This is a genomic window from Mycolicibacterium sp. SMGY-1XX (assembly GCF_059132455.1).
On sequence record NZ_CP101139.1, the window covers coordinates 7,108,394 to 7,133,045 of the forward strand.

A 24,652-nucleotide genomic window follows, 5' to 3' on the forward strand; every position below is an offset into this window, starting at 1 on the left:
GATCAACGACGAGTGACCCCCATTCCCATGACTGCGATCGCGACGAGCAATGCCGCTGTCTGAGTGGGGCCCGTTGCGGTGAACGCGATTGCCGCTGCCGTGACGACAGTGGCGACCAGCGCGATCAGGCGGGTGCCGAAACGGTCACCCAAGTAGGCGAACAGGAACGACCCGAATACGGCGCCGATGTTGAAGGTCATCGAGAACTGCAGCGCCGAGCTCAGCGGATAGTTCAACTCGTGCATCAGCGCGGTCAACCAGGTGTTGAGGCCGTAGGTGGTCAGGATGTTGAGAAATGTTACGCACGTGAACAATCCGGTGAGAAGGACGAACTGCCTGGCGAACAGATCCTTCATCAGATGCGTCGCAGTGTCGGTCGTGGCCCGGAAATGACAGGACTCCGGCAGCAGCCACCACGCGACCGCGAGAATGCCCAGGGAACGAGCCATTGCGCGAACTGATTCAGCGACTCCCGGCGAATCCGAGGAGTGCACCCAGCTCATTGTTCCCGCTCATGTCAGCACCTCCTCTCTTTGCACCGTAACCGCCTTGACCGCCGGCTGGGGGAGGTGTGGCGCACCCATGAATACTCCTGCCTCCTCGATGCAGAGCGCCGACCCTAACGTCGGTGACAGGCCAGTCCAGACACTTGGGGCGTGCGACTACGAATGGAGACTGCATGGACTCCCGCCGGAGAGCTATCCCGATCACGATCCTGGCGATGGCCGGACTTGTCGTTGTCACAACCGAATTCATCATCATCGGTTTCCTTCCCCAGCTGGCCGCCGATTTCGGCGTCTCGGTCGAGCAGGCAGGCCTGCTGGTCTCGTTGTTCGCCTTCACCGTGGTGATCGCCGGGCCGGTCCTGACCCCTCGCCTGGCTCACCTTGACCGACGAAACCTGTTCGCGGCGATACTGCTTGTGTTCGCGGCCGCGAATACCGTTGCAGCCCTGGCCCCGAACATCTGGGTGTTCGCCGCGGCGCGCTTCCTCCCAGCTGTTGTACTTCCAGTTTTCTGGGGAACCGCCAGCGACACAGCGGCCACGATCGCCGGGCCCGGCCGGGAGGCGCGTTCCGTGGCCGGCGTGTATCTGGGCATCTCTGCAGCAATGGTCTTCGGCGTGCCTCTGGGCACGATCGCAACGGCATCGATCGGCTGGCGCGGCTCGTTTGCCTCACTGGCCGTAGCGGCGACGATCATGGCGGTGTGCATCAAAGCCGGTATGCCGCCGACACCGCCGAGCCCACGCCGACAAGCAGATTCCGTTGGTTATACGCTGCTCAAGGAACGGACGTTCCTCCACCACGTCACGCTGTCTGTCCTCATATTCACCGCAATGTTCACGGCCTACACCTTTCTTTCCGAGACGGTCAACGTGGTCATCGGGGTGGATACGGCGCAGGTGGGGTGGTGGCTCATGGCGTTCGGCGCGGTGGGACTGCTGGGCAACTGGCTCGGCGGTTGGGTCGCCGACCGACTGCCGATCGGATCAACCGTTGTCTTCACCACGCTGCTGGCCGCAGGTATGGCTGCTGTGACACCTCTGTCTTCCGTGGAGGTAGGTGTGGTGATCTGCCTCGGCATCTGGGGTATGGCCTACACAGGACTCTTCCCGGTCAGCCAGATCCGCGTGATGAAACAGGCCAGCAATGATCAAGCCCTTGCGGCCACGGTGAACGTGTCGGCGGCCAACGCCGGGGCAGGACTCGGCGCGGTGGTAGGCGGCGTGGTGATCGATCACTGGGGAATCGAGAATCTCGGCTACGCGGCAGCGGGAATCGCGATGGTCGCGGCCCTGTACGCCGTCGCGTTGGCTCGACTTCGGCAGAGAACGGGCCCGGCCACCGAAGTCATCGCCTTGCCGCAGACATCGTGACCGTGCGCCCCGAGCAAGAGATCACCGTCGAGGCGAGGGGGTGACCGGAGTATGCCGTCTCGACGTTCGCACGGCACAAGAGGCACATATGGCCATCCCGATCGATTGGCCCCCACGATGGCTACAACCACCTGGGCGCAGGTCGAGTTGGCGGTGCGGGCCCTGCTCACGGAGTTTCCGCTGATGCCGGCGACGGTGATCGCCGAGCGGGTCGCGTGGTCTGGTGGGCATTTCTGGTTCGCTGAGAATGTCGCCAGGATCCGGCCGGAGTACGCCCCGGTCGATCCCAGCGACCGCCTGGTGCATCTGCCCGGCGAGCAGGTGCACGGCGATCTGTGGTTCCCCGGTCACCTCGTCCCTGATCATGCTGGGGTGTTGCGGTCGTTTCCGGTGCTGGTGATGGGGGCCGCCTATTCACGTTTCCTGGCTGCGGTGATGATCCCGTCACGAGTCACCGGGGATCTGTTGGCCGGAATGTGGCAGTTGATCAACACCCAGATCGGTGGGGTGCCTCGGATCCTGTTGCGGGACAACGAGTTCAGGTAGCGCAGCAGATCTCATACGTTGACTCTCAGGCCGAGGCCACCTAAGCCCGCTTGATATAGAAGCGCCCCAGCCGCGGTCGAGCAGCTGGAGGCCTTCGTCGGCACCATCTAGTCGACCCACCACCGGGTGGTGGGAGATTCGAGGCGGGGTCCGATCAGCCTCGAATCTTTAGAAATGAGAATGGCAACTGCGCGAGCCGTAGGTGTCAGACGCTCGCGACAGCGCGGATCTGCCTCGGTGCGATGGTGATGAGAGCGCGGCCACAATGCAAGCCTCGTTCGACTGCAACAGGGCTCAGCGTCTCGTCGATGTACTTACGGCGTATCCGTCGCGTCCAGGTGCCTGTGGGGTCTGCCGAGACCGCAGCATCACCGACCACCCGTACCTGACGGTTCGGCCGTTCGCCATCACCATGTTGCTCGTATTCCGTGTCGATGACCAAACCCACTCGGGGGTTAGACCGGATGCGACTGAGGTGCGGGCGATCCAAATAGCTGGTGACGTAGAAAGCGTTGTCTACCCAGAGGAACCAGACCGGGGTGATGTGGGGGTAACCCGCTTCGTCGATGGTGGCCAGTCTGGAGACCAGATCAGCCGACAGCAGCTGGTTGATCTCGGCGTCATCTAGCGTTCTCATCAACCTGATGGTGCCAGCCCTAGGCGGACCTTGACGGGGGTTGAATTCGAGCGGATGCGAGGACATGACTTGATCGGCCTCAAACGTCTAGATACAAGACGGGCTTACCGTTGAAGGGGAGTCGTCGCTGTCGTTCTGGGAGGATCGGTCTGTGCTCACCAAGCAGGACTACACCGCACCTGAATTCGATCGTTCGGCGTTGGTGCTCATCGACGTACAGAACGATTTCGTCGACGGAGCATCCCCGGTCGAAGGGACAGCTGACCGCATCGACACCATGGCTCAGCTAGCTGCCATCTTCCGTGCAGCTGGCCGGCCGATCGTCCATATCGTGCGGCTATACCTGCCAGGGGGAAGTGATGTCGACTTGCCCCGACGCGCAGCGATTGAGGCGGGTAGCCAGGTCGCTGCCCCAAACACCCACGGGGCCAACATCCCCGAACCGCTCCTCCCGAACACAGAGGGCGTCCTGGACTTCGAATTACTACTCGCCGGGAGCGCCCAGCACCTTGGGGTCAATGAAGTCGTCATGTTCAAGCCGCGCTGGTCGGCGTTTTACCGCACGAGACTCGACGATCACCTACGCCAGATGGGCGTCACCACGATCGTTCTCGCCGGGTGTAACCTCCCCAATTGCCCACGCGCCACCCTGTTCGACGCCTCTGAACGCGACTACCGAGCAGTTCTCGTCACCGACGCCACCTCACAGGTGACGCCACAGCGATTAAGCGATCTCCAGCTGATTGGGATCCACCTGGCCACGACTTCTGATGTTCGAGAAGGGTTCGAAAGCGGTCGCAGTCAGACACTCACACAGTCAGCGAACCGGAGAACCCGAGACAAGAACTGATCGACCTCGAATCTTTTGATTTTAGACTGGAACTCCGCCCAAAAGCCGTTGCATTCGGTCGGGGCGGTTCGACGCGATCATGCTCCTCAGTGCGCCTGCAGCTGTTGTGTTTGGCCGTGTTGCTTGACGCAGCAACAACCCGTTCGGCAAGACACTAGCCGACCGTGAGCACAGCGCCAACGACCTCGCCGAGGTCGAACCTCTGCTACGACAGGCAGCCACCCACGAGATCGCCACGACGCGTCCGCTGTCCGAAGTGGTCGATGCCTTGGTCGATACCGCAGGGAGTCCTCAGCGTGGCAGGACGTGACGGCGACCCCGCTGTGCCACGCTGGTAGGCATGGTCGAGGTGTTGATCGCCGAACCGGGTGAACTCAGCGAGGCGCAACTCGATGCCGCGGAGACATTGGTGCGCAGCGCGTTCGGGCCCAGCTTTCGGCCTCACGATTGGCTGCATGCCGTGCAGGGCATGCACGTGTCCCTCATCGACGGTGAGACCCTCGTCGCGTTCGCCGCCGTCGTGGCCCGAACTCTGCACCACAGCGGTGTCGCTTTCGACACCGGCTACGTCGAGGGGGTCGCGGTCCGCGCCGACCAACAGGGCCGCGGACTTGGTCGTGTCGTGATGGATCACGCCGAGACGATCATCCACACACGCCATCAACTCGGTGCCCTCAATGCCGTCGAGACTGCAGCCGGCTTCTACGCTGCTCGCGGTTGGCAACCATGGACCGGACACACCCAAGCAACGAGTCCAGAAGGCGTAATCGACACTTACGACGCCGCTGATCGGATTTACCTTCTCAACCCCACCGAAGGAAACCACTCACTGGACACCGGCGCCGCTCTGATCTGCGACTGGCGGCCCGGAGATCTCTGGTAGAGCCACCAACGAGCAAGCTGTGGTCACGGCGTCCATCGACGCATCCGCCACTGTCTGCAACGTGGTTCCTTGTTCATCATCGGCCAGCCGGGCGTGCGCGGAGTTGATGACATCCCCTTGACCTCACTGTGTCTCGTCTTCGAATGTCCGGTGTGAAGCCTTGCGAGGTCGACTCCCACCTCGGTTGTCCCGGCACAGTGACGCCGCCCGGAGTGGACACCGGTCTACGCCGTTGGCGGGTCAAACGGTCTCGAGCTCGAAAACTTCTAGTTCGTCGCTACTAGCCTGGTTGTCATGGTGGGGACCTTGCCGGTGGGAATCCGGTGCGTGGTGTTCGATGTCGGTGAGACGCTAGTCGACGAGACTCAGCTCTGGACGGGGTACGCCGCACAGACGGGTGTTCCGGCTTTCACGCTGATGGGGGTTCTCGGTGCGTTGATCGAACGCGGCGCTGGCCATGACGACCTGTGGGCAACGCTCGGGATCAATCGACCGAAGAGCCCGGTGCCGTTTGATCGGATCGACCTCTATCCCGACGCGCTCCCCTGCCTGTCGATGGTGCGCGGGGCGGGCCTTTCGGTGGGTGTTGCAGGGAATCAACCCGAGAGCACTCAGGCGTTGCTTCAGGGCGCCGGGGTCCGCGCGGATTTCATCGCGTCCTCTGCTGAATGGGGTGTGGCTAAACCTGATTCGCAGTTCTTCGAGCGACTGGTCGATGAGTCGGGAGTGCCGGCCACCGCAGTACTCTACGTCGGCGACCGTCTCGACAATGACGTCCTGCCCGCGCGAAGCAGGGGCATGCGAACAGCTTTCCTACGGCGCGGTCCGTGGGGCCACATCCACGCCCGAAGGCCAGAGGCGGCACTTGCCGACATGCACCTCGAATCCCTCAACGACCTCACCGAGGCACTGCAAGCCACAGAAGCGGGTCGGTGACACAATCGTGCGATGACAGCTACCAGAGCTGCGCGCTACCAAAGACTCTCGGCATTCCTGGCGGCCCGCGGCGATGGTGAGCTCGCTGAGTTGGTGGGCACCGGTCGAATCATCAGCGTGGGTGTAGGTGGTGGGTCTGCGCTTGTCGACGTCGAGAGCGTGCCGGTGTTCACCAAGCGGATCCCACTGACCGACCGGGAGCGCGCCAACCCAGGATCCACAGCGAACCTGTTCAACCTGCCGATGTTCTGCCAATACGGCCTCGGCGGACCAGGTTTCAACGCCTGGCGCGAGCTGGCCGCCAACATCATCGTCACCGACGCCGTACTGGCCGGCGAGACACAATCGTTCCCGATCCTCTACCACTGGCGGGTACTCCCTGGCCGGTCGCCGGTCGCCGCCGAACACGCTGACATCGACGCCGCCGTCGCCGCCCAGGACGGTTCCCCCGCCGTGCGGGCCCGCCTCGAAGCGCTGGCCGAAGCCACGTGGAGCCTCGTACTGTTCTGCGAGTACCTCCCCCACCCGATCACCGACTCTCTGCGACAAAACCCGGCTGACAAAGCTGTCGCCGTCGAGCGGCAGCTCTTCGAGATCGTGACGTTCCTGCGGGACCGGGAGTTGTTGCACATGGATGGACACTTCGGCAACCTCCGCACCGACATGGAGCGGATCTATCTCAGCGACTTCGGGCTGGCGACATCGCCGCACTTCGACTTGTCATCCGCGGAGCGCGACTTCACTGCGCAACACGTCACGCATGACGCCGGCTACGCCGCCATGCGACTGGTCAACTGGTTGGTGACCGATGTCTGCGGAGTGCCCAGTAGCAACCCAGTCGCCCACAACGAGTACCTACGCCAGTGCGCTACCGGGCGTATACCGGGTGACGTGCCGCCGACGGTCGCCGCGATCTTGACCCGGCACGCACCCGCCGCCGCGAAGATGAACGCCTTCTACGGGAGACTGTTCCACGGCGACCTCCACGCCGAATACCCCGATCTATAAGGGGGATTGAGCCGACGCACCCACTCCTCGCCTCGTATGCGCCAGATTCTGAAATAAACAAGTCTTCCACCCGTCCGCCCATGCCCGTCGCAGGGAGTCGTTTCGAGTGCGTCTCAGTAAGCGGGTCGGTGTTCGGCCAGGGCGCGGAAGGCCTGTACCGGTGAGGCGGTGGGATCCTCGGCGAGAACCTGGATGCCGACATGGTTGGCGCCGGCCGAGAGGTGATCGTCGATCTTGGTGTAGATGGTCTCCGGGGAACCGTGCGCGACCAGGGCGTCGATGAGTGCGTCGCTGCCTGCTCCGGCGATATCGGCTTCGGTGAACCCGTGCCGCAGCAGGTTGTTGGTGTAGTTACGCAGGCCCAGGTAGGGATGCTGCACCGCGGATCGGCCGATTCTTCGCGCCTGGTCAACGTCCTGGTTCAGCACGACCTTGTGCTCGGGAGCCAGGAAGGCGTTGTTGCCCAGGGTCTCTCGCGCATATTGTGTGTGCGGGGGGACGGTGAGATAGGGGTGTGCCCCCAGTGTCTTCTCACCGGCCAGGGACAGTGTGTTGGTTCCCAGGGCGCCGATCAGGATCGCGCCGGCCGGCACCGCATTATCCAGGAGCGAATCGACGTAGTTGACCATCCGTTCGAAAGGCCGTTCGTAGGTGGCTCGCGTCTCGGGATGACCGAGACCGATGCCCAACAGCAGGCGGGGTCCGTGGCGGTCGACGATCCGGTGATGGTGACGGGCGATGCTGCGGGGGTCGTCTTGCCACATGTTGATGATCGCCGTCGCGATGATCGCGTTCTTGGTCGCGGCGACCATCTGCTCGAGCAGGTCCATGTCACCGACGGGGTCTGCGCCGATTCCCACCCAGATCGTCTGATAACCCAACTCTTCGAGCTCAGAGGCGTAGGCGATACGGGGAGCATCACCCAGTGCGGGATTGAGCCATGCTCCGTATGTGCCGAACCGCTCGTGTGTGTCGTTCATCGCGGCGGCGCGGTGGTGCTGAAGATCGGCCAGCAGATCTCGGTTGCGGTGAACCGGGCCGGATCTGTGGGAGTGCCGCCGAGATAGTGCTCGCGGATGGGCCCCTGGCTGCTGATCAGATGCTCGTTGACGTAGATGCCCAGGGCCGCGTAACTGCGGTCGATGCCATCGTGACCGCCCGGGTGGGTGAGCACCGCGAATTCGGCCCTGGGTAAGACCTCGGCGTGGACACCCTCGGGGGGATCTGCGGATGGTGGTGCTTCGACAAACATGGTTGCGCTGCCGCGCTGTTCGAGGAACAGCGCGCGGTCGTAGAGGCCGCCCGGCACCACCGCGGTCGGCGCGCCTGCTGCCATGGCGACGGCCCGGTGCAGGGTCCGCAGTGACGCCGTAAACCAGTCGTCGATCCCGGAGGTGTCGATGGTGGCGCTGACGGACCACACGGCGAGCGCCGGTTCGTGGCGCGATGTGACGTCCGTGGGAGTGCGCACGGGGGAGAGCAGTTCGCGCAGCGCACCCACGGTGTCACGGGTCCGCTGCAGCTGAGCCTCCATCTGTTCGAGATGAGTGGTGATGATGTCGGTGCGGGCCCCGGCGTCGTCGGTGCTCAGTAACGCCTTGATGTCGGGAATGGACATGCCCAGCGATCGGAACCGGCGGATGATGTGGGCGTGATCGACCTGGCTGGTGTCGTAGAAGCGGTAGCCGGTGTAGGGATCGATGTGGGCGGGTTCGAGAATGCCGATGTCGTGGTAGTGGCGTAGCGCCTTCCTACTCAGACTGGTCATCACTGCGAAGTCTCCGATCGAGACCTGTGCGCCCATGGCGTCCTCCTCTGCGTTTGCATCGCCTATGTGATGGGACACGGCCATCCTCAAGCCTCCCCCTGGGGCAAGGTCAACATCACGTCGCGGGTCGAACCTGGGGTTGACCTTCCCCTTGGGGCAAGTTTCATCGTGGGGTCATGACCAACACCACAGACTGGGATGCACTCCCGGACACCATAAAGACGTTCATGACTGCCCTCGATGCCCGTGAGGTGGACCAAGCGCTGGCCACACTCACCACCGATGCCGTGATAACCGACGAAGGCCATGACTACAAGGGACACGACGAGATCGGGGCCTGGGTGGCCACCGCGGCCGCCGAGTACACCTACACCACCGCATTCACCGGCGCGACCACCACCAAAGCGGGCGTCGACGTCGGGCAGCACCTGGAGGGCAACTTCCCGGGCGGGGTCGCCGACCTGCACTACCGCTTCACCCTCGACGGCACTGCGATCAGCCGGGTGGTGATCGAGCCATGACGCGGCGTTGGTTCATCACCGGAGGCACCCCCGGCAACTTCGGAATGGCGTTCGCCGAGACCGCACTCGAGGCCGGCGACCGCGTGGTACTCACGACCCGGCGCCCGCAGGAGCTGGCGACGTGGGCCGAGCAGTACGGCGACCGCGTACTCGTGGTCCCACTGGAACTCACCGATGCGGCGCAGGTACAGCGTGCGGTGCACGCCGCAGAGGAGCACTTCGGCGGCATCGACGTGCTGGTCAACAACGCCGGCCGCGGTTGGTACGGATCGATCGAAGGGATGGACGAGTCCTCGTTGCGGGCGATGTTCGAGCTGAACTTCTTCGCCGTGCTGTCGGTGACACGTGCGGTGCTGCCGGGGATGCGCGCCCGCGGCAACGGGTGGATCGTCAACGTGTCCTCGGTGGCCGGGCTTCTGGCGGCGCCCGGATTCGGCTACTACAGCGCGACGAAGTATGCCATCGAAGCCATCACCGATGCCCTGCGCGACGAGGTGGCTGCTCAGGGCATCTCCGTCTTGACGGTCGAACCAGGTGCGTTCCGCACCAATGCCTATGCCGGTTTCGCCAACGAGCCTGTCACGGAGACGATTCCGCAATACCACGACATGCTCGAAGAGGTCCGCGCCGCCTTCGTCGAGATGGACGGTGTGCAACCCGGCGATCCGCACCGCGGTGCCCGGGCGGTGATCGCAGCGATGGCTCAAGATCCGCCTCCACGCCGGCTGGTCCTGGGCAACAGCGGATACGACGCCGTGATCGATACGCTGGAGAAGAATCTGGCCGACATCCGGGCGAACGAAACACTCTCTCGCAGCGCCGATTTCCCCACCTGACAGGCCGCCCGAGCGAGACATACCCGACCCGGCCCGCCGATCTCACGGCGCCAGTTGACCGAGACCAGCGGGTCGGGTGTGGGCAAAGGGCATGCCTGCCAGGAAAACCCACCATTCGTGAGAGAACGGGAAAAGGAAGGCGACAGCGGTGGCGGAGACGGCGAAGCTGACCATGAACGCTTTGCGGCGCCCGATTGCGTCGGCGATGAACCCCCAGCTCACATAGCCGATGATGCCGCCGGCGGAGTCACCGGGCTGGGCTTTATGGCCGGCGGCGCGCCTGGCTTTGCGCGCGTCGATATTGCTGCGGACTTCCGGCGGTTCAGGGACGTGGCGCCTCATGAAGTACACGAGGAAGGCAGGGAAGACGGCCAGCCCGCCCTCGACGCGTTCGCAATCACCCTCCACGGCCGGATCATTCCGACTGGCACCTGACCGCTGCCAGGAACAGAGCCACCGTTTTCCGACAGACCCGCGGGGCGTTCGACGGGTGCGATCAGCGGCATGTGAACGTCTCAGCTAGCAGACCGGTCTGTGCCCGTGTGCGGTCGGTTTGGGTGGCCGGTGTAGTCCGGAAGCAGAGTGCGTGGGATCGGTCCCTTGTTGCGGCCGCCTTGTTGGGTCTGCTCCCAGCCGTGGGCAAGGATGCCGACCGAACGTGAGAGCACAAATAGCCCTCGGCCCAGAGGTGGCGGGAACCCCAGTTCGGCGTAGACGACGGCGGTGGCGCCGTCGATGTTCATCGGCACGGGCTTGGTCCGACCTTCCGCCAGTGCCGCTTCCAAAGCAAGTGCCGCGTGCAAGTATCGGCCGGACACCGCACCGTCGCGCCCGGCCTCGGCCACCAGGCTCAGGAGTGGGTCACGGCGGGGATCACGGGGATGGAAGCGGTGGCCGAACCCGGGGACATATCGACGACTTGCGCGGTATGCGGCGACGGTTCGGTCCGCAGCGGGCCGTAGCTGGGCCGCGTCCTCGGCCTCGGCGCAGAGGCCGGCCAACACTTCCATGCACTGCTCCCCCGCACCGCCGTGAACGTCACCGAGCATGCCCACGCCAGTGGCGATGACGTTGTTGAGTCCGACGCCGCATGTGGCGGCCATACGGGCCGCCGCGATCGACGGTGCCTGCGGGCCGTGGTCCACTGCTGAGACCAGCGCCGCGTTGAGGAGGCGTTCCTGCCATGGCGATGGCAGTTCGCCGCGGATCATCAGCCATACCATGGCGGCATACGAGGTGGTCGGGATGATGTCCTCGATGGCATAGCCGTGGTAGCGGATCACGCCCGGCGAGATGTCGCTGATGTCGGTTCGCCACCAGGCGGTGACGTCATCAATGGTGGTATCGGAGAGCGTCCGCGCGGTGTGGTTGGTTGTCATACCGCCTCCTGTGCGTTCAGTTCTGCGATCTCCTGGTCGGAGTATCCGAGTTCGGCCAGCAGTTCGCCGGTGTGTGCGCCCAGCGTTGGTGGTGGTGATTTCGGTTGCAACGGTTGGCCGTTGACGTGAAACCCACTACCCAACACCTTCACCGTCCGATCGGGAAGAACAACCTCGTGCACCAGCGATCGCTCGACGATCTGATCAAGTGCAAGGGAATCGGTGACGTCGAGGACCAGCCCGGCAGGCACACCGGCTTCATTGAACAGCGGTTCCCAGTCACGCGCCGATTTGGCCACCAACGCTGATTCCAGTTCGGCACGCAGTTCGGTTCTGCGCACCTTGCGGTCGTCGCGTTGAGCGAATCGAGGGTCGTCGATGAGGTCTTCACGGCCGATCAGCTTGCACAGCGTCTCGAACTGCTCCTGTTTGTTAGCGGCGATGTTCAGTGCGCCTGCACCGGTGGCGAAGGTGGCCGATGGAGCGCCAGTTGGATTCTCATTACCGTTCGGCGTCGGGGTGCGCCCGGCGATCAAATAGTCGGAGACCACCCAGCCCAGCGCGGTCAGCGAACTCTCGAGCATCGAGACGTCGAGGTAGGCGCCTTCGCCCGTGCGGCTGCGAGCGACCAGCGCGCCGTTGATGGCCATCGCGGCCGTCATGCCGCCGAGTGTGTCGCATACCGGGAAGCCGACGCGCAGTGGTGCGGTCTCTGGTGTCCCAGTCGCTGCACTCATCCCCGAAAGACCCTGGATGATCTGGTCGTAAGCCGGTCGGGTTCGCATCGGGCCGGTTTGGCCGAACCCAGAGATGGCGCAGTACACCAACTTCGGGTTCGTCGTCCGAAGGTCTTCCCACCCGTACCCCAGTCGGGCCATCACGCCGGGCCGGAAGTTCTCGACCAGCACATCGGCCTTGGCAACAAGCCGTTCGAATACCCGACGCCCTGCGTCACTCTTGAGATCGACGGTGAGGGAGCGCTTTCCGGCGTTCTGCGCCACGAAGGACGCACCCATCCGCTGCGCCGACAGCGACGGCTCGGCTCCCAACTGGCGCGCAAGATCTCCTGTTTTAGGGACCTCGACCTTGATGACGTCGGCACCCATCAGGGCCAGTTGGTAACTGGCGTACGGGCCGGCCAGGACGTTGGTGAGGTCCAGAACCCGAATTCCGTCGAGTAGTTGCATAGGTCGGACCTCCGTCGGCGCATTGACAGCTTCGCCTCTACGGTAACACGGAAAACCGTTCTATGGTTTATTTGTTCCATCTGATGGTTTACAACTGGACCCCTGCTGTCAGCGACTGGTTCCACAAAACCGTAGGGTGGGTGACACCCCCGAGCGTGCGAGATGAGGTGCCATGAGCGCAGAGGCGTTGGATCCCACCGAGAAGCCGGCGTCCGCCGACGCCGGCGTCCGTAGCGTCACGCGCGTCATCGATCTGCTCGAACTCTTCGACACCGCACACCCGGTCAGGACGTTGAAGGAGCTGGTCGAGGGCACGTCGCTTCCGAAGACGACTGTTGTCCGGCTGGTTGCCACCATGTGTGCCCGCAGCGTGCTCAGCGCGCGACCCGATGGCACCTACTGCCTGGGTCCGGCGATGCTGCGGTGGGTTCGCCTCGCCGGCAAGACCTGGACCCCGCCCGACGAAGTGGTCGCAGTGATGCGGCAACTTTCCGCAGACACAGGCGAGACCGTCAACCTCTACATTCGGCAGGGCCTGTCCCGCGTAGTAGTCGCCCAGTGCGAGAGCACCGCCACAGTGCGCTCCGTGATCCCCGTCGGGGTGCCGTACCCGCTCTGGGCCGGTGCAGCCGGGAAAATCCTGCTGATGTCCGCACCCGACCTCGTCGACGACGTGGCCGCGGATTCCCCCCACGGTCCCGGATTCGCCGAGACCCTGCGTACTGCGATCGAAGAAGGTCGCGTGCGGGGCTATCAGATGGTGCACGGGGAGCGCGAACTCGGCTCCACCGGGCTGTCGTTTCCCATCTTCGACACCCGCGGAACAGTGGTAGCCGCACTGACACTCGGCGGACCCACCGGGCGATTCACCGACGACCGCGTTCCGAGGTACATCGACTTCACCCGCAAGGCCGCCGAAACCATCTCCGAGATCGGGCTGCCCGGCCTGGACTGAGAACCCGGGTCGCCTGTCGGATGGGTTTCGCGTTGGCGATGCGCTGAACGTTCTCCGACGCAGCGAGTCGCTCTGTGAGAGCTGTTCGATCGTGCGCCGAGCCACATTGGCGACACCATCGAGATCCGCGATGGCGGCACCACCGGGAAAACACACGTCACCCACGGCCGTCGGCTCCAACGGTCGAAACGGGCCATGCTTGACGGGCCTTGCCAGCGCGAAAGCGCGAGCGAAAACCCGCATGTCGAGATCCCTCAGAGCCTCGATGTCGAGGGCCGCGCCGTCCAGCACAACGCCGGCAGTACAACGCGCCTTCGGTTGGTTGCGAGCATCTCCCCGATCAGCGCCCGGCATGGATCTCCTTCCATTGGCGATGCTTGCGTCCCCGCAAGTTGGATGGCCTTGCGGACGCCCAGGTTTTCACCCGCCACGCGTCCACACGGTTAAGGCGTTCCCGCTTATCGTGCGCACCGACCACCGGGCGCCGATCGCAGAGTCCACGGCGCCGAATTTCCCAATGGCCTCTATCACCAACGCTGTGCCGAGCTTGGCCAACTGTTCAAGCATCGAGGTCGAGCACCGATCAAAGCCCTCGATCGCGGACTGCCGTCGGTCATGGGCACCTTCGCCGCAACAAATATCGACCACTCTACGGTTTCTCTAGACCATTAGATGGTTCGTCGTGTAGCGTACGCCACACACCCGCAGTGATGAGGAGCACGCTATGAAGAACCTTCGATCAAAGGTTGTCGGACGGCTGACGTCGAACGGCGTCCTACTCGGCACCACCCTGGCTATCGCGCTGACCACGGCGTGCGCGCCCGGCGGCGGCGGGAACGGCGGAGGCGGAGGCGACGCGGCGAACTACCCCAGCCGCTCCATCGAACTCCTGGTACCGGCCAAGCCTGGCGGCGGATGGGACCAGACCGCGCGCGGCATGCAGCAGGTCGTGCAGGAGGCCAAGCTCACCGATCAGAGCATCGAGGTCATCAATCGGGAAGGCGGTGGCGGCGCCACCGGCCTGGCCGAGCTCACCAGCAACGACAAGGGAAACCCGAACACCCTGATGATCGGTGGGCTGGTGATGATCGGCGCGCTCAAGCAGGCGGGGTCACCGCTGTCGATCACCGACGCCACCACCATCGCCACACTGACCTCTGAAGCCGAAGCACTTGTCGTGCGCGCTGATTCGCCCTTCCAGACCATTACCGATGTCATCAACGCCTACAAGACCGACCCGAAGTCAGTGGTCTTCGGCGGAGGATCCGCCGGTGGCTCTGACCAGATCCTCGTCGGCCTCATGCTCAAAGCGGCCGGCCTCGCACCTAGCGATATGAACTATGTCGGCTACTCCGGGGGCGGCGAAGCCACGGCAGGAATCCTCTCCGGCGATGTCAAGGTCGGCGTATCGGGCGTCTCGGAGTTCGAAGGACAGATCGAGGGCGGCGAAATGCGCCTGCTCGCCATCAGCTCCGACGACGAGGTCACCGTTGCCGGCAAGCCCGCACCGACCCTCAAGAGCGCCGGCCTCGACGTCGACTTCGTCAACTGGCGCGCCATCTTCGCGCCCCCCGGCTTGTCCGACGAACAGGTCGAGGGCATCACCGCCTTCGTCACCAGGATTCACGATGCCGAACAGTGGAAGACGCTGGTCGACGAGCGTGGCTGGACCGACGACTTCCGCACCGGTGAGGATGCAGCCAAGTTTGTCTCCGATGCGCAAGACGAAACCGGCTCGATTCTCGAAGAGCTCGGACTGTGAGCGTTTCCAAGGACGGCATGTCCGATCACGACGTCGAGGGTGCTCCCCTCGATGGTTCCGATGAGGGCATTGATATGGAGAGCGACACCACTATCGTGGCCAGCTCACCCCGCGCTCCGGCTGTACTCGGGGTGGTCATCGTCGCGATCGGCGCTCTACTGCTTTGGCAGGCATGGGAAGTACCAGGATCAATGGCGCCACAGGGGCCACGCTTTCTGCCGGTGATCATCGCGGTCGCGTGGACCCTGCTCGGCGTCGCCTACCTGGCCGGCGCGTTGGCCGCACTGGCGGGCCGGCGCCACCAGCCGGCCGCCGAACGGTTCGACCACTTGTTGCGCGTCATCGTTCTCATCGGGGTGCTCGTCGCCTACGCCTACGCGATCGACCCGATCGGCTATCTGATCTCGACCGCGGTGCTGTTCGGAGTGTGTGCCGCACTCCTGGGCAGCCGCAGCCACATTCGCGACGCCGTGATCGCCGTAGCGCTCACCGTCGCAATCTACTTCCTGTTCAGCTACGGACTGAACATCTACCTACCACCAGGACTCCTCCCGCTATGACGGTCTTCGCCGATCTTCTCGGTGGCTTCGCCACCGTTTTCACCCCGACCAACCTGCTGCTGGCCGCGCTCGGTGTCACCCTCGGCACCCTCGTCGGCGTGCTACCGGGTATCGGACCCGCGGTCACCATCGCTCTACTGCTGCCGGTGACCTTTCAGTTCGACGATCCCGCCGGTGCGTTCATCATGTTCGCCGGCATCTACTACGGGGCCATGTACGGCGGGTCGACCACATCGATCCTGCTGAACACTCCCGGCGAATCCGCCTCTGTCGCAACGGCCATGGAAGGCCACCTGATGGCCAAGGCCGGACGAGCACGCGCGGCGCTGGCCACCGCCGCCATCGGCTCATTCGTCGCCGGCACCATCGCCACCGTGCTGCTCACCTTCGTGGCCAAGCCCATCGGCAAGCTCGCCGTCACCTTCACCGCGGCCGACTACACCGCCCTGATGGTTCTGGCCTTGGTCTCGGTCACCGCGCTGGTCGGACGCTCCCTGGTGCGCGGCCTGCTGGCGCTGCTGGTCGGCGTCACCCTCGGCATGATCGGGCTGGACTCACTATCGGGGCAGGCGCGACTCACCTTCGGCCAACCACTGCTCTACGACGGCATCAGTGAAGTCATCCTCATCATCGGACTCTTCGCCATCGGCGAAACCCTTTACGTGCTGGTCCGCGGCCGCACCAAACCCGGCGTGCTCGCACCCCTGGACCCACCGCAGAAGGGCGACATCTTCTGGATGAGCCGCACAGACTGGAGTAGGTCCTGGCGACCGTGGTTGCGCGGGACCGCCGTCGGATTCCCCTTCGGCGTGCTGCCCGCCGGCGGCGCCGAAATCCCCACCTTCCTGTCCTACACCTACGAAAAGAAGCGCTCAAAAGGTAAGGCACAGTTCGGCAAAGGCGCCATCGAAGGCGTCGCCGGACCCGAAGCTGCCAACAATGCCTCGTTCTCCGGCGTGCTGGTACCCCTGCTGACCCTCGGCCTCCCCACCTCCGCGACCGCGGCCGTGCTCATCGCCGCCTTCCAGATCTTCAACCTCCAGCCCGGCCCGCAACTCTTCGAAGAACAGTCCGGGCTCGTCTGGGCACTGATCGCCTCGCTCTACATCGGCAACGTCATGCTGCTGCTGCTCAATCTCCCGCTGATCCGGCTCTGGGTCAAAGTCCTACAGATTCCGCGCCCCGCGCTCTACGCCGGAATCCTCGTCTTCGCCACACTCGGTGTGTACTCCGTATCCGGCAGCGCGGTCGACATCCTCATCGCCTACGCCGTCGGCATCGTCGGACTGTTCATGCGGCTCTACGACTTCCCCATCGCACCAGTCATTCTCGGCGCCATTCTGGGACCCAACCTGGAAAACCAGTTCCGCCGCGCGCTCACCGCCTCCAACGGCGACTGGAGCGTGTTCGTCACCCACCCCACCTCCGCGATCATCCTGGCACTCGCAGTCGTCGCCTTCTTCGTCCCTTACCTGCCATGGATCATCAAACGCCTCAAAGGCCAGGAGACACGGGGCTCAGTCAAACTCGCAGTAGGAGACGACGACTGAATCGGCTGGCTCCACGGTGATTCACGAGCGGCTGCCCAGTCCAACAAAAACTGAACGGCAAAAACGTATTCAGAGGAACCACGTAGAACAAGATTTACGGTGAGGTACTGGCCTGGCACGCCGCCCCAGTTCCGATGGGGCTGCGGCCGGGTCTCTCAAGATCTCAGCGCGCTGGTGCTGCGTCACGACCGCCACGGCCCCCTTTTTCACTGGCCGAGGTCATAGTAGAGATGTTCCAGAGCTCTACTTCCTTTGCTGGCGGCGAGTGGATTGAACCTCGTTCAGAAAACCTGTTTCACGCCCACGATCGGGCGCCGCTTACCAAACCAACCCGGAACGTTCGAAAATCCCACTTACACGTCCAATTGGATATCGACTGGACATTTGAGTTGACAAGTGGACCTCAAACTTGAGAAGCCACAAGCAGCTTGTAGGTTCTCGCGGTTGGTGACATATCGCCATGCATTGACGTGCGCGTTCTGCGTTGTCTCACGTCGATTCCAACCGGCTTGTCTCATGGAGCCCTTCATTTCCTACAAATGCGCGGACTGTCCGACATGCGGGCCGGGTCAGCCGCGCCGGGCTGCTTCCTGCGCGAGTTGCACGCGTGAGGTGAGTCCGAGTTTGGTGTACACGTGCGTGAGGTGGGTTTGCACGGTACGCGGTGACACGAAAAGCCGGGTGGCGATGTCGTTGTTGGCAAGGCCTTCGCTGACCAGCCGTACGACATCGCGCTCGGTGGGCGTAAGCGAAGCCCAGCCGCTCGCGGGGCGTTTGCGTTGACCGCGACGGCGCTGGGCGTAGGCGATCGCCTCTTCTGTGGACAGGGCGGCGCCCTCGGCCCACGCGGATTCGAAGTAATTCTCGCCCAACGCTTCCCGTATTGCCGCCACCGGGAATTCGAAGAAGGCGTCGAATATCTTGAATCGGATCAGCCCACCACGTCGGCGGATAGCATCTGCGGCGCCGAACAGCCGCGCCGCTTCAAGGTGACTGCCTACACCGAAGGCAAGTACCGCGAGGCATTCGAGAGCTTCCGGAGTGGCGCCGAATGTCCCAGTGCTGGCGGCGGTCACGAGCGCGGCGTGCGCGTCTCGGCCGGCCTGCTCGGGCTCACCCTCGGTGATCGCCACGCCTGCGCGCGTGGCCAGCGCGAGCGCCAGGTGAAAGCCGCTTGTCCGCGCGACGGCGTCGTCGGCGAGATGCCGGGCCCTGGTCAGATCCCCGCGCGCCAGCGCCGCCTGAGCCGCGTAAGCAATCCAGATCGCCGCCAGCTTGGGCTGCAGACTCAGATGGGGCAAACCCGCCGCGATCGCGTTGTCGGCAGCGGCAACGTCGCCCTCGGCGAGGTTCGCGGCCGTCAACCCCACGTAGGCGAGGCCGGGGAAGATCCCACCAAGCTCCGTCGCGATCTCGACGGCCGCGTCGGCGGACTCCCGCGCCGCACTCGGGTCCCCGTGCCACGCCAGCATGACGGCCTGCAAGGACAGGCCGCAGCACACCCAGTACACGTCGTGGACCGCGTCGGCCTCGGCAATCACCTCGCCCAACTGGGCGACGGCTCCCGCCAGATCACCGGTCATCCCCTGTGCCACACCGAGACACCAGCGGCTCGCATGTGAGGAAAACCGGTCACCGATGGTGGCGGCGAGGTCGCGTCCTTCTTGCGCAGCGGCACGTATCGCGATCGGATGACCCTCCATGGTCAGCCCGAACGCCTGCCAACCCAGAATCTGGCTGAGCCGCCATCCGTCGCCTAACGAGCGGGCCAGGCCGATCGCCTCGGCGAAGTACGGCTCGGCCACGTCGGGGTCGTAGACCGCGACGCAACCGCAGGCCGTCAGGGTCCGGAGCAACAGGGCGGGGTCCTCGAGTTCCCGCGCGATCGCCAGAGCGCGGAGGGCGTGCTCCATGCTGTCGGTGGCGCCCATGTGCGCGTTGAGCGTGGCCTTGTCGGCAAGCGCCCGTGCGTGCACCGCCGGCGCCGCCACCTTTGAAGGGTCCGCGTGTCGGTTCGTGAGCGCGGCGTCGAACCAGGACAGCCCTTCCCGGATGCAGCCCCGTCCGAGCCACAGTGGCTGCAGCGTTGACGCGAGCTGCGACGCGAGCTCGATGTCGGAATTCTCTCGGCTCCACGTGAACGCGGCGCGCAGGTTGTCGAGCTCGGTGGCGGTCTGCTCGAGCAGCTGCTCGTGGCCGGTAGGTGCCGGGGTGTCGAGCATCGCCGCCAGGGCCGTGTAATGGTCGCGGTGACGGGCCCGTATGGCGTCGGCAAAACCGGATTCGCCGAGCTTTTCCAGAGCGTACTGGCGCACCGTCTCCAGCAGCCGGTATCGCGTTCGGCCACTTGCGCTTTCGGCCACGACCAGGGACTTGTCGACCAGCAATGTGAGCAGGTCTAGGACTTGGAAGCGTTTCACGTCACCATCGCCCGCGACCACCTCTGCGGCGTCGAGGTCGAACCCGCCCATGAACACCGCGAGCCGGGCAAACAAGATGCGTTCGGGCTCGGTCAGAAGTGCGTGCGACCAATCCACCGAGGCCCGCAGCGTCTGCTGGCGCCGCACCGCGGTGCGTGCACCGCCGGTTAGCAGCCGGAAGCGGTCATTGAGGCTGTCGCGGATCTCGCTCAACGACATGACGCGCACCCGCGCCGCCGCCAGCTCGATCGCCAGCGGCACGCCATCGAGGCGGCGACAGATCTCCGCCGTCACAGTGGCGTTGTCGTCGGTGAGGCGGAAATCGGGCCGGACCCGTCGCGCGCGATCGGCGAATAACTCGATGGCCTCGTCGGCCAGTGACAGCGACGGCACCCGCCAACTCACCTCGCCGGCCACCCCGATCGGCTCGCGACTCGTCGCCACGATCGTCACCTCAGGGCAGCCGCCCTGTAGGCGGACAACCAGCGCCGCGCACGCGTCCAGCAGATGCTCACAATTGTCCAGCACCAGCAGCAGCCGACGGTCGCCGACAAATCGGAGCAGTATGTCCATCGTGGAGCTGCCCTGCTGGTCAGGCAGGTCCAGCGCGCGGATCACCGCGACCGGCACCAGCTCGGGATCGGTGATCGGCGACAGATCGACCAACCACACCCCGCCGTCGAATCCACCGGCGACCTCGCCCGCCAGCTGCACCGCCAGGCGCGTCTTGCCGACACCGCCCGCGCCGGTGAGCGTCACGAACCGATTCTCGGCCAGGAGCTGCCGCACGTCGTTCAATTCGGCGGCGCGGCCCACGAAACTGGTGAACTGCGCTGGAAGGTGTTGAGCGGGAACGGTTTCAGATGCCCGCAGCGGAGGGAATTCGTTGCGCAGGTCGGGATGGCACAGCTGCACCACTCGTTCCAGGCGCGGGAGATCCCGCAACCGATGCGAACCAAGGCCGGTCAGCCAGGCGTCGGCAGGCAGCCGGTCCAGCACCAGATCTTCGGTGGTGCCCGACAGCACCGTCTGTCCACCGTGGCCCAGCTCGCGCAGCCGCGCGGTCCGGTTGATGGTCGGACCGATGTAGTTGCCCTCGTCCCGCAGCTGCACCTCCCCGGTATGCACGCCGATGCGCAGCCGGATCGGGGCCAGCGGTGCGCGCTGCAACTCCAGGGCGCACGCCACCGCATCGCTAGCCCGCGCGAACGCGACCACGAAGCTATCGCCTTCGCCTTGTTCGACCGGCCGGACACCGTGATGGGCGGAGATGACCTCGCACACCGTGCGATCAAGCCGCGCGATCGCGGCCGTCATCTCCTCCGGTTGGGTCTGCCATAGCCGCGTCGAGCCCTCGACGTCGGCCAGCAGCAACGTCACAGTTCCGGTGGGAAGCTCGCTCACGCCCAGGTCGCTCCAGTTCAACGGCTTCGTGTCCGCGCGTGGGTCAATCCCGCTCATGCTAGCCAGCATGCGGCGACCACGCGCCCCAAAACATCGGCGGAACCGCGTAGATTTGCCGCGCCGCAATGCGGACCTACGACCAACCCGCTCGCGCATTCACGCGTTCTGACCGACGATCTCGCGTCGGCGTCATCGGATAGTCGACTCATTCCAACCCGAGGAGACCACATGACCATCCACACCAAGACCGTCCACACCAGCCGCTTCAACGGCCTCGGCAATGAACGAGTTGACGACACGCCGGCGACGGTCGTGACACTGGACCGGGAAGCCGCGCGAGCCGCGATCAGCACGGCAGCCGCGCGGTTCACCGCGCTGCTGCAGGAGACCGACGACATCGAGCGCCCCGCGGCCGGCACCGACTGGACGGTCGCCGAAACCGCGGCCCATGTGTCCGTCGTGCTCACCGGGTTCAGCACGGCGATCACCGGGGAGCCGCAAGCGCTGACCCCGGAGCAGTACCTCGATGCAGACTTCCCGACTCGGCTGGCAGCCACCAATGCCGCCACCATTGCCATGGTCGACCACACCGACGCGGGATATCTCGCGGAGTTGATCACCGCTGGGACGCGAAGGTTCCTGGAACTCTTGGCGGCGGCCGACCCGCAGGTGCAATGCGAGACGCCGTGGTACGGCCCCGGTCGGATCCGCACCCTGGACTGTCTGACCGCCCTGGCACTCGGGGAATTGACCGTGCACGGGCACGACATCGCGACTGGGACGGGCCGGCCATGGCCGATCCCCGCCGAGCACGCGAAGCTCATCGTGGGAACGGTGTGCCCCGAGATGTCGCCGTTGGTGGTGCGGCCCGAGGCGGCACGCGGTGCGCCGGTGACATACGAGGTCCGGTTGCGCGGTAACGGCCCGCGCTACGTCATCCGGGTCGCGGACGGCGCGGCGGAGGTGCGGGCCGTCGGCGGACCGGTCGATTGTGTGATCTCCGCGGACCCGGTGACGTACCTACTGGTCGTCTACGGGCGGATGCGGCTCGGCCGAGCGCTTATGCGCGGCGGGATGCTGGCGCGCGGCCCCCGCCCGTGGCTCGGGCTACGTTTCAAGAACCTGTTCTTCAATCCGTGACGCCGTGATGCGCGCTGACGTTCCGACCTGAGGAGAACACGTTGACCGTCGACACGCAGTTCCCATCCGGGCGTCTCAATCATCGAGTTGAGCGCAAACGCCGACTCCCTGACGAAAACCCCTTCCAGACGCACTAAGGACCACGACCAAACCCTCCGGCCCCCTCAGCACCTCGCCGCCGCCTCGGTCTCCTGCAGGCCACACCCGTTCACTTGGCGGCTTCGGCATTCTGCAAGGTCTAGCGTGGGCGCAATGGGTTTGTTCAGTCATGAGGAGTTCCGCGACCCGGACCAGGGCGTTGCTGGCGGCGCTAGTGGTGGGGCCGTTGAGAGGGCTCGCGGCGCTGATGTTGACGAATTCGGGTCAGATCATCCCGTGGTCGTTGGTCCGGGGTCACCGCCCGAGGATGGTTCTTGCGGTCAGTTCGCCGTGCAGTTTCACGTGTCGACGTCGATGCTGCTCGGGTTGAAACGTATTGCTGATATGCGCGGGGTCGGCGTGCCGGAGGTGTGCCGGCAGGTTATCGGTGTGTTTGTCGCTCAGCAGGAGGGCGAATTAAGTGCGTTGCTCGCTGCTGAGGCCGAAGTGGCGGACTACCGGCCGAGCTTGGGTGACGCATAGGCGCACCCTGCTGGGGTGGATCACGCGGACAGTGTCGTCGGCCGCCCACTCAGATCGGCGTGGGTCCGAAACGCCCGGCACGCAGCTTCCGCGGGAGTGGTCCAATCCCCGGGCGCTGACCAGCGGCCGGCCACCAGTGCTACCGCTGGCTCGATAGGCGGAATCTCATTCAAATGTCCAATTGGACATCAAATGGACATTTCATTTGAAACTGGAGCAGGTTGTCGAGACGCAGTGAAGATCGACACGACTCGCCTGGGTACTTTGACAAGACTTCGGCGTGTCGCGGAGGCTTGTTAATCTACGTTGCAAACGCCTCGCTCCATGCGTCCGATAACGCTCTGCCGGCAGCGACGCACTACTACCTCACCCCGCCCCAAATCAAAGGCGCAGGGCCGCACTGGGTGTGTAGCTTTTCGTCACTATGACAGCCGACGTTAACGCGCCACCGTTTCATCGGGGTGCTGCACGGCTGTAACGGAGCGCGAGGAGTAAACATACCCGCGACTGTGGAGCGATGGCCTAAGGGGGGACAGGTTGCACTAGCTGCCCGCCGAGGCTCGCGGCCACATACCTAGGAGGCGTAACCGGCAGCCGCAGCGCTTACAGGGACTCAGCGGCAAGCGCCGCGGCCAACAGGATGAGGCAGCAGCCCGCGCCGCGATCGACCCAACGCAGAGTGCTGCTAGAGGGTCCCTTGACTCGCAATACGGAGCCCACGGCGGCATAGATACCACCCACGACGGCCTCCACGACCAGATAGGCCACACCTAGAGCGGCCATCTGGACGTGGCTGTTTGTGTCCGTGGCGACGAATTGCGGAAACAGTGCAGCAAAGAGCAACACTGCCTTGGGGTTCGTTGTTGCGGTCACGAATTCGTCAAAGGGTATCCGGCGGCGGTCTGCACGTAACCGTGCCGCTGTCTCAAGGTCAGCGGGTTCCGACGGTAGTGGCTGAGCGCGGATCGCGGCTACGCCGATGAAGAGGAGATAGAGAACCCCGACCCACTTGAAGACCACCAACGTCACCGGCGACGTTGCGAACACCTCCGCGAGCCCGATGACGACTAGGGCGATGAGCATGGCAAGCCCGGCGAGTCGAGCGACGATGCCTACACCCGCCCAGGCAAACCCGAATCGGATCGCGTTGCGCAAACCTAACAACTGGTTGGCCCCAGGTGTCGCCGAGACCAGTGCGGCCACCACGAGGAACGCGGCCCAGTTGACCACGTGGAGCGAGTGCATCGCCGCTCGGTCCTTTCGTCAGTTCTAAACTCCGGCAATCAGCCGGTGCCCATGCGGTGGCGCGTTCCACCATCGAACTCGGCCGGGACCGACTACCGGCGTTCCGTTCCTCCCCCTTGTCCCGCCGTGAGCGCGACAGACGTCCGGCATTTCACTTTCCGGGTAACCAAGGAGCGACCGACCTTTAAGGCTGCGATAACCGAAGTCGAGGCCAAAATAATTGGCGTTCGGCTAGTTCCGGTTGCTTGGGCGGAATTGCCGACCGCACGCAAGCGGTGTCTGGGTAGGTGCGGACCCTCCATTTCGGTACGAGGATCTTGACCGAATTGACAAGCGGCACCCTCGAATCGCATTGACCCAGGTAGATTTCAGGGCCCATACACACGACGGTGGGCAGCGACTTTCCGTTGGCTACGGCCAGCGGAGCCTGGCCAATGGTCGTTGCCGCGAATACTGCTCTCGCCGACATCGTGAGGATGACGGTGCGCTGCATGCGGCTCATCTGGCCGGAACGAGTGACAGGCTGACGACGACGCGGCGCCGGCGTCCGAGGTCGGTGTCGCTG

General features: G+C 64.5%; 22 protein-coding genes and 1 pseudogene. 14 read left to right on the forward strand and 9 right to left on the reverse strand.

Annotated elements, in window-relative coordinates; genetic code table 11:
* Positions 1-2: 2 nt before the first annotated feature.
* Positions 3-449, reverse strand: a complete 447-nt coding sequence (locus NL241_RS33975) for an MFS transporter (protein WP_487689588.1) — start codon at positions 447-449, stop codon at positions 3-5.
* A gap of 272 nt (positions 450-721) precedes the next feature.
* Between NL241_RS33975 and NL241_RS33980 the strand changes: the two genes are divergently transcribed.
* Positions 722-1,879, forward strand: a complete 1,158-nt coding sequence (locus tag NL241_RS33980) for an MFS transporter (RefSeq protein ID WP_494398444.1) — start codon at positions 722-724, stop codon at positions 1,877-1,879.
* Between the two features lie 123 nt (positions 1,880-2,002).
* Positions 2,003-2,416: pseudogene (locus NL241_RS33985) on the forward strand (IS21-like element ISMyma9 family transposase); the annotation flags it as partial.
* A gap of 214 nt (positions 2,417-2,630) precedes the next feature.
* On the opposite strand, the gene NL241_RS33990 reads toward NL241_RS33985, so the two are convergent.
* The gene (locus tag NL241_RS33990) at positions 2,631-3,062 is read right to left on the reverse strand and encodes a pyridoxamine 5'-phosphate oxidase family protein (protein WP_494396336.1); all 432 of its coding nucleotides are present in this window, start codon (positions 3,060-3,062) and stop codon (positions 2,631-2,633) included.
* 151 nt (positions 3,063-3,213) lie between these two features.
* Between NL241_RS33990 and NL241_RS33995 the strand changes: the two genes are divergently transcribed.
* The 4 genes from NL241_RS33995 to NL241_RS34010 all read left to right on the forward strand — a co-directional run bounded on the left by NL241_RS33995 (position 3,214) and on the right by NL241_RS34010 (position 6,739).
* Entirely contained in the window at positions 3,214-3,912 is a 699-nt protein-coding gene (locus NL241_RS33995) for a cysteine hydrolase family protein (RefSeq protein ID WP_487689578.1), read from the forward strand.
* Positions 3,913-4,252: 340 nt separating this feature from the next.
* Positions 4,253-4,795, forward strand: a complete 543-nt coding sequence (locus NL241_RS34000) for a GNAT family N-acetyltransferase (RefSeq protein ID WP_487689575.1) — start codon at positions 4,253-4,255, stop codon at positions 4,793-4,795.
* A 294-nt stretch (positions 4,796-5,089) separates the two neighbouring features.
* Positions 5,090-5,731 carry an HAD family hydrolase gene (locus tag NL241_RS34005; protein ID WP_494396337.1) on the forward strand — a complete coding sequence of 214 codons (642 nt, stop codon included), beginning with the start codon at positions 5,090-5,092 and terminating at the stop codon, positions 5,729-5,731.
* Positions 5,732-5,743: 12 nt separating this feature from the next.
* The gene (locus NL241_RS34010) at positions 5,744-6,739 is read left to right on the forward strand and encodes a protein kinase family protein (protein WP_487689568.1); all 996 of its coding nucleotides are present in this window, start codon (positions 5,744-5,746) and stop codon (positions 6,737-6,739) included.
* Between the two features lie 113 nt (positions 6,740-6,852).
* On the opposite strand, the gene NL241_RS34015 is transcribed toward NL241_RS34010, so the two are convergent.
* Both NL241_RS34015 and NL241_RS34020 read right to left on the reverse strand, forming a co-directional pair.
* A complete protein-coding gene (locus NL241_RS34015; protein WP_487689564.1) occupies positions 6,853-7,719 on the reverse strand; it encodes a TIGR03620 family F420-dependent LLM class oxidoreductase in 867 nt (288 codons plus the stop codon).
* Positions 7,716-8,543: a MerR family transcriptional regulator gene (locus NL241_RS34020; RefSeq protein ID WP_487689561.1), complete on the reverse strand. Its 828-nt coding sequence runs from the start codon at positions 8,541-8,543 to the stop codon at positions 7,716-7,718. The genes NL241_RS34015 and NL241_RS34020 overlap by 4 nt, the downstream gene beginning before the upstream one ends.
* Positions 8,544-8,683: 140 nt before the next feature.
* On the opposite strand from NL241_RS34020, the gene NL241_RS34025 reads away from it, so the two are divergent.
* Positions 8,684-9,028, forward strand: coding sequence for a nuclear transport factor 2-like protein (locus tag NL241_RS34025; protein WP_487689558.1), 345 nt, complete (start codon positions 8,684-8,686; stop codon positions 9,026-9,028).
* Positions 9,025-9,864 carry an SDR family NAD(P)-dependent oxidoreductase gene (locus tag NL241_RS34030; protein WP_487689556.1) on the forward strand — a complete coding sequence of 280 codons (840 nt, stop codon included), beginning with the start codon at positions 9,025-9,027 and terminating at the stop codon, positions 9,862-9,864. The genes NL241_RS34025 and NL241_RS34030 overlap by 4 nt, the downstream gene beginning before the upstream one ends.
* Positions 9,865-9,906: 42 nt before the next feature.
* Here the strand turns inward: NL241_RS34030 and NL241_RS34035 are convergent, their stop codons facing one another.
* From NL241_RS34035 to NL241_RS34045, 3 genes are all read right to left on the reverse strand, one after another.
* Entirely contained in the window at positions 9,907-10,272 is a 366-nt protein-coding gene (locus NL241_RS34035) for an MFS transporter (RefSeq protein ID WP_494396338.1), read from the reverse strand.
* A 107-nt stretch (positions 10,273-10,379) separates the two neighbouring features.
* On the reverse strand, positions 10,380-11,243 hold the full coding sequence (locus tag NL241_RS34040; protein WP_494396339.1) for a citryl-CoA lyase: 864 nt from the start codon (positions 11,241-11,243) through the stop codon (positions 10,380-10,382).
* Positions 11,240-12,430, reverse strand: a complete 1,191-nt coding sequence (locus NL241_RS34045) for a CaiB/BaiF CoA transferase family protein (RefSeq protein WP_494396340.1) — start codon at positions 12,428-12,430, stop codon at positions 11,240-11,242. Before NL241_RS34045 ends, NL241_RS34040 begins: the two co-directional genes overlap by 4 nt.
* A 172-nt stretch (positions 12,431-12,602) precedes the next feature.
* Here NL241_RS34045 and NL241_RS34050 point away from each other — a divergent pair, with 172 nt between their 5' ends.
* The 4 genes from NL241_RS34050 (at position 12,603) to NL241_RS34065 (ending at position 17,257) form a co-directional block, all read left to right on the forward strand.
* Positions 12,603-13,385, forward strand: a complete 783-nt coding sequence (locus NL241_RS34050; protein ID WP_487689544.1) for an IclR family transcriptional regulator — start codon at positions 12,603-12,605, stop codon at positions 13,383-13,385.
* A gap of 724 nt (positions 13,386-14,109) precedes the next feature.
* Positions 14,110-15,147, forward strand: a complete 1,038-nt coding sequence (locus NL241_RS34055) for a Bug family tripartite tricarboxylate transporter substrate binding protein (RefSeq protein ID WP_487689541.1) — start codon at positions 14,110-14,112, stop codon at positions 15,145-15,147.
* Complete coding sequence (locus NL241_RS34060) at positions 15,144-15,707, forward strand: tripartite tricarboxylate transporter TctB family protein (protein WP_487689538.1); 564 nt, start codon at positions 15,144-15,146, stop codon at positions 15,705-15,707. The genes NL241_RS34055 and NL241_RS34060 overlap by 4 nt, the downstream gene beginning before the upstream one ends.
* Positions 15,704-17,257 carry a tripartite tricarboxylate transporter permease gene (locus NL241_RS34065; protein ID WP_487689535.1) on the forward strand — a complete coding sequence of 518 codons (1,554 nt, stop codon included), beginning with the start codon at positions 15,704-15,706 and terminating at the stop codon, positions 17,255-17,257. The genes NL241_RS34060 and NL241_RS34065 overlap by 4 nt, the downstream gene beginning before the upstream one ends.
* A gap of 569 nt (positions 17,258-17,826) precedes the next feature.
* Here the strand turns inward: NL241_RS34065 and NL241_RS34070 are convergent.
* Positions 17,827-21,150 carry a helix-turn-helix transcriptional regulator gene (locus NL241_RS34070; RefSeq protein ID WP_494398445.1) on the reverse strand — a complete coding sequence of 1,108 codons (3,324 nt, stop codon included), beginning with the start codon at positions 21,148-21,150 and terminating at the stop codon, positions 17,827-17,829.
* 159 nt (positions 21,151-21,309) lie between these two features.
* On the opposite strand from NL241_RS34070, the gene NL241_RS34075 reads away from it, so the two are divergent.
* Positions 21,310-22,221, forward strand: a complete 912-nt coding sequence (locus NL241_RS34075) for a maleylpyruvate isomerase N-terminal domain-containing protein (RefSeq protein WP_494396341.1) — start codon at positions 21,310-21,312, stop codon at positions 22,219-22,221.
* Positions 22,222-22,473: 252 nt separating this feature from the next.
* Positions 22,474-22,842: a hypothetical protein gene (locus tag NL241_RS34080; protein ID WP_494396342.1), complete on the forward strand. Its 369-nt coding sequence runs from the start codon at positions 22,474-22,476 to the stop codon at positions 22,840-22,842.
* Between the two features lie 603 nt (positions 22,843-23,445).
* Here the strand turns inward: NL241_RS34080 and NL241_RS34085 are convergent.
* Complete coding sequence (locus NL241_RS34085) at positions 23,446-24,087, reverse strand: LysE family translocator (RefSeq protein ID WP_494396343.1); 642 nt, start codon at positions 24,085-24,087, stop codon at positions 23,446-23,448.
* Positions 24,088-24,652 lie beyond the last annotated feature (565 nt).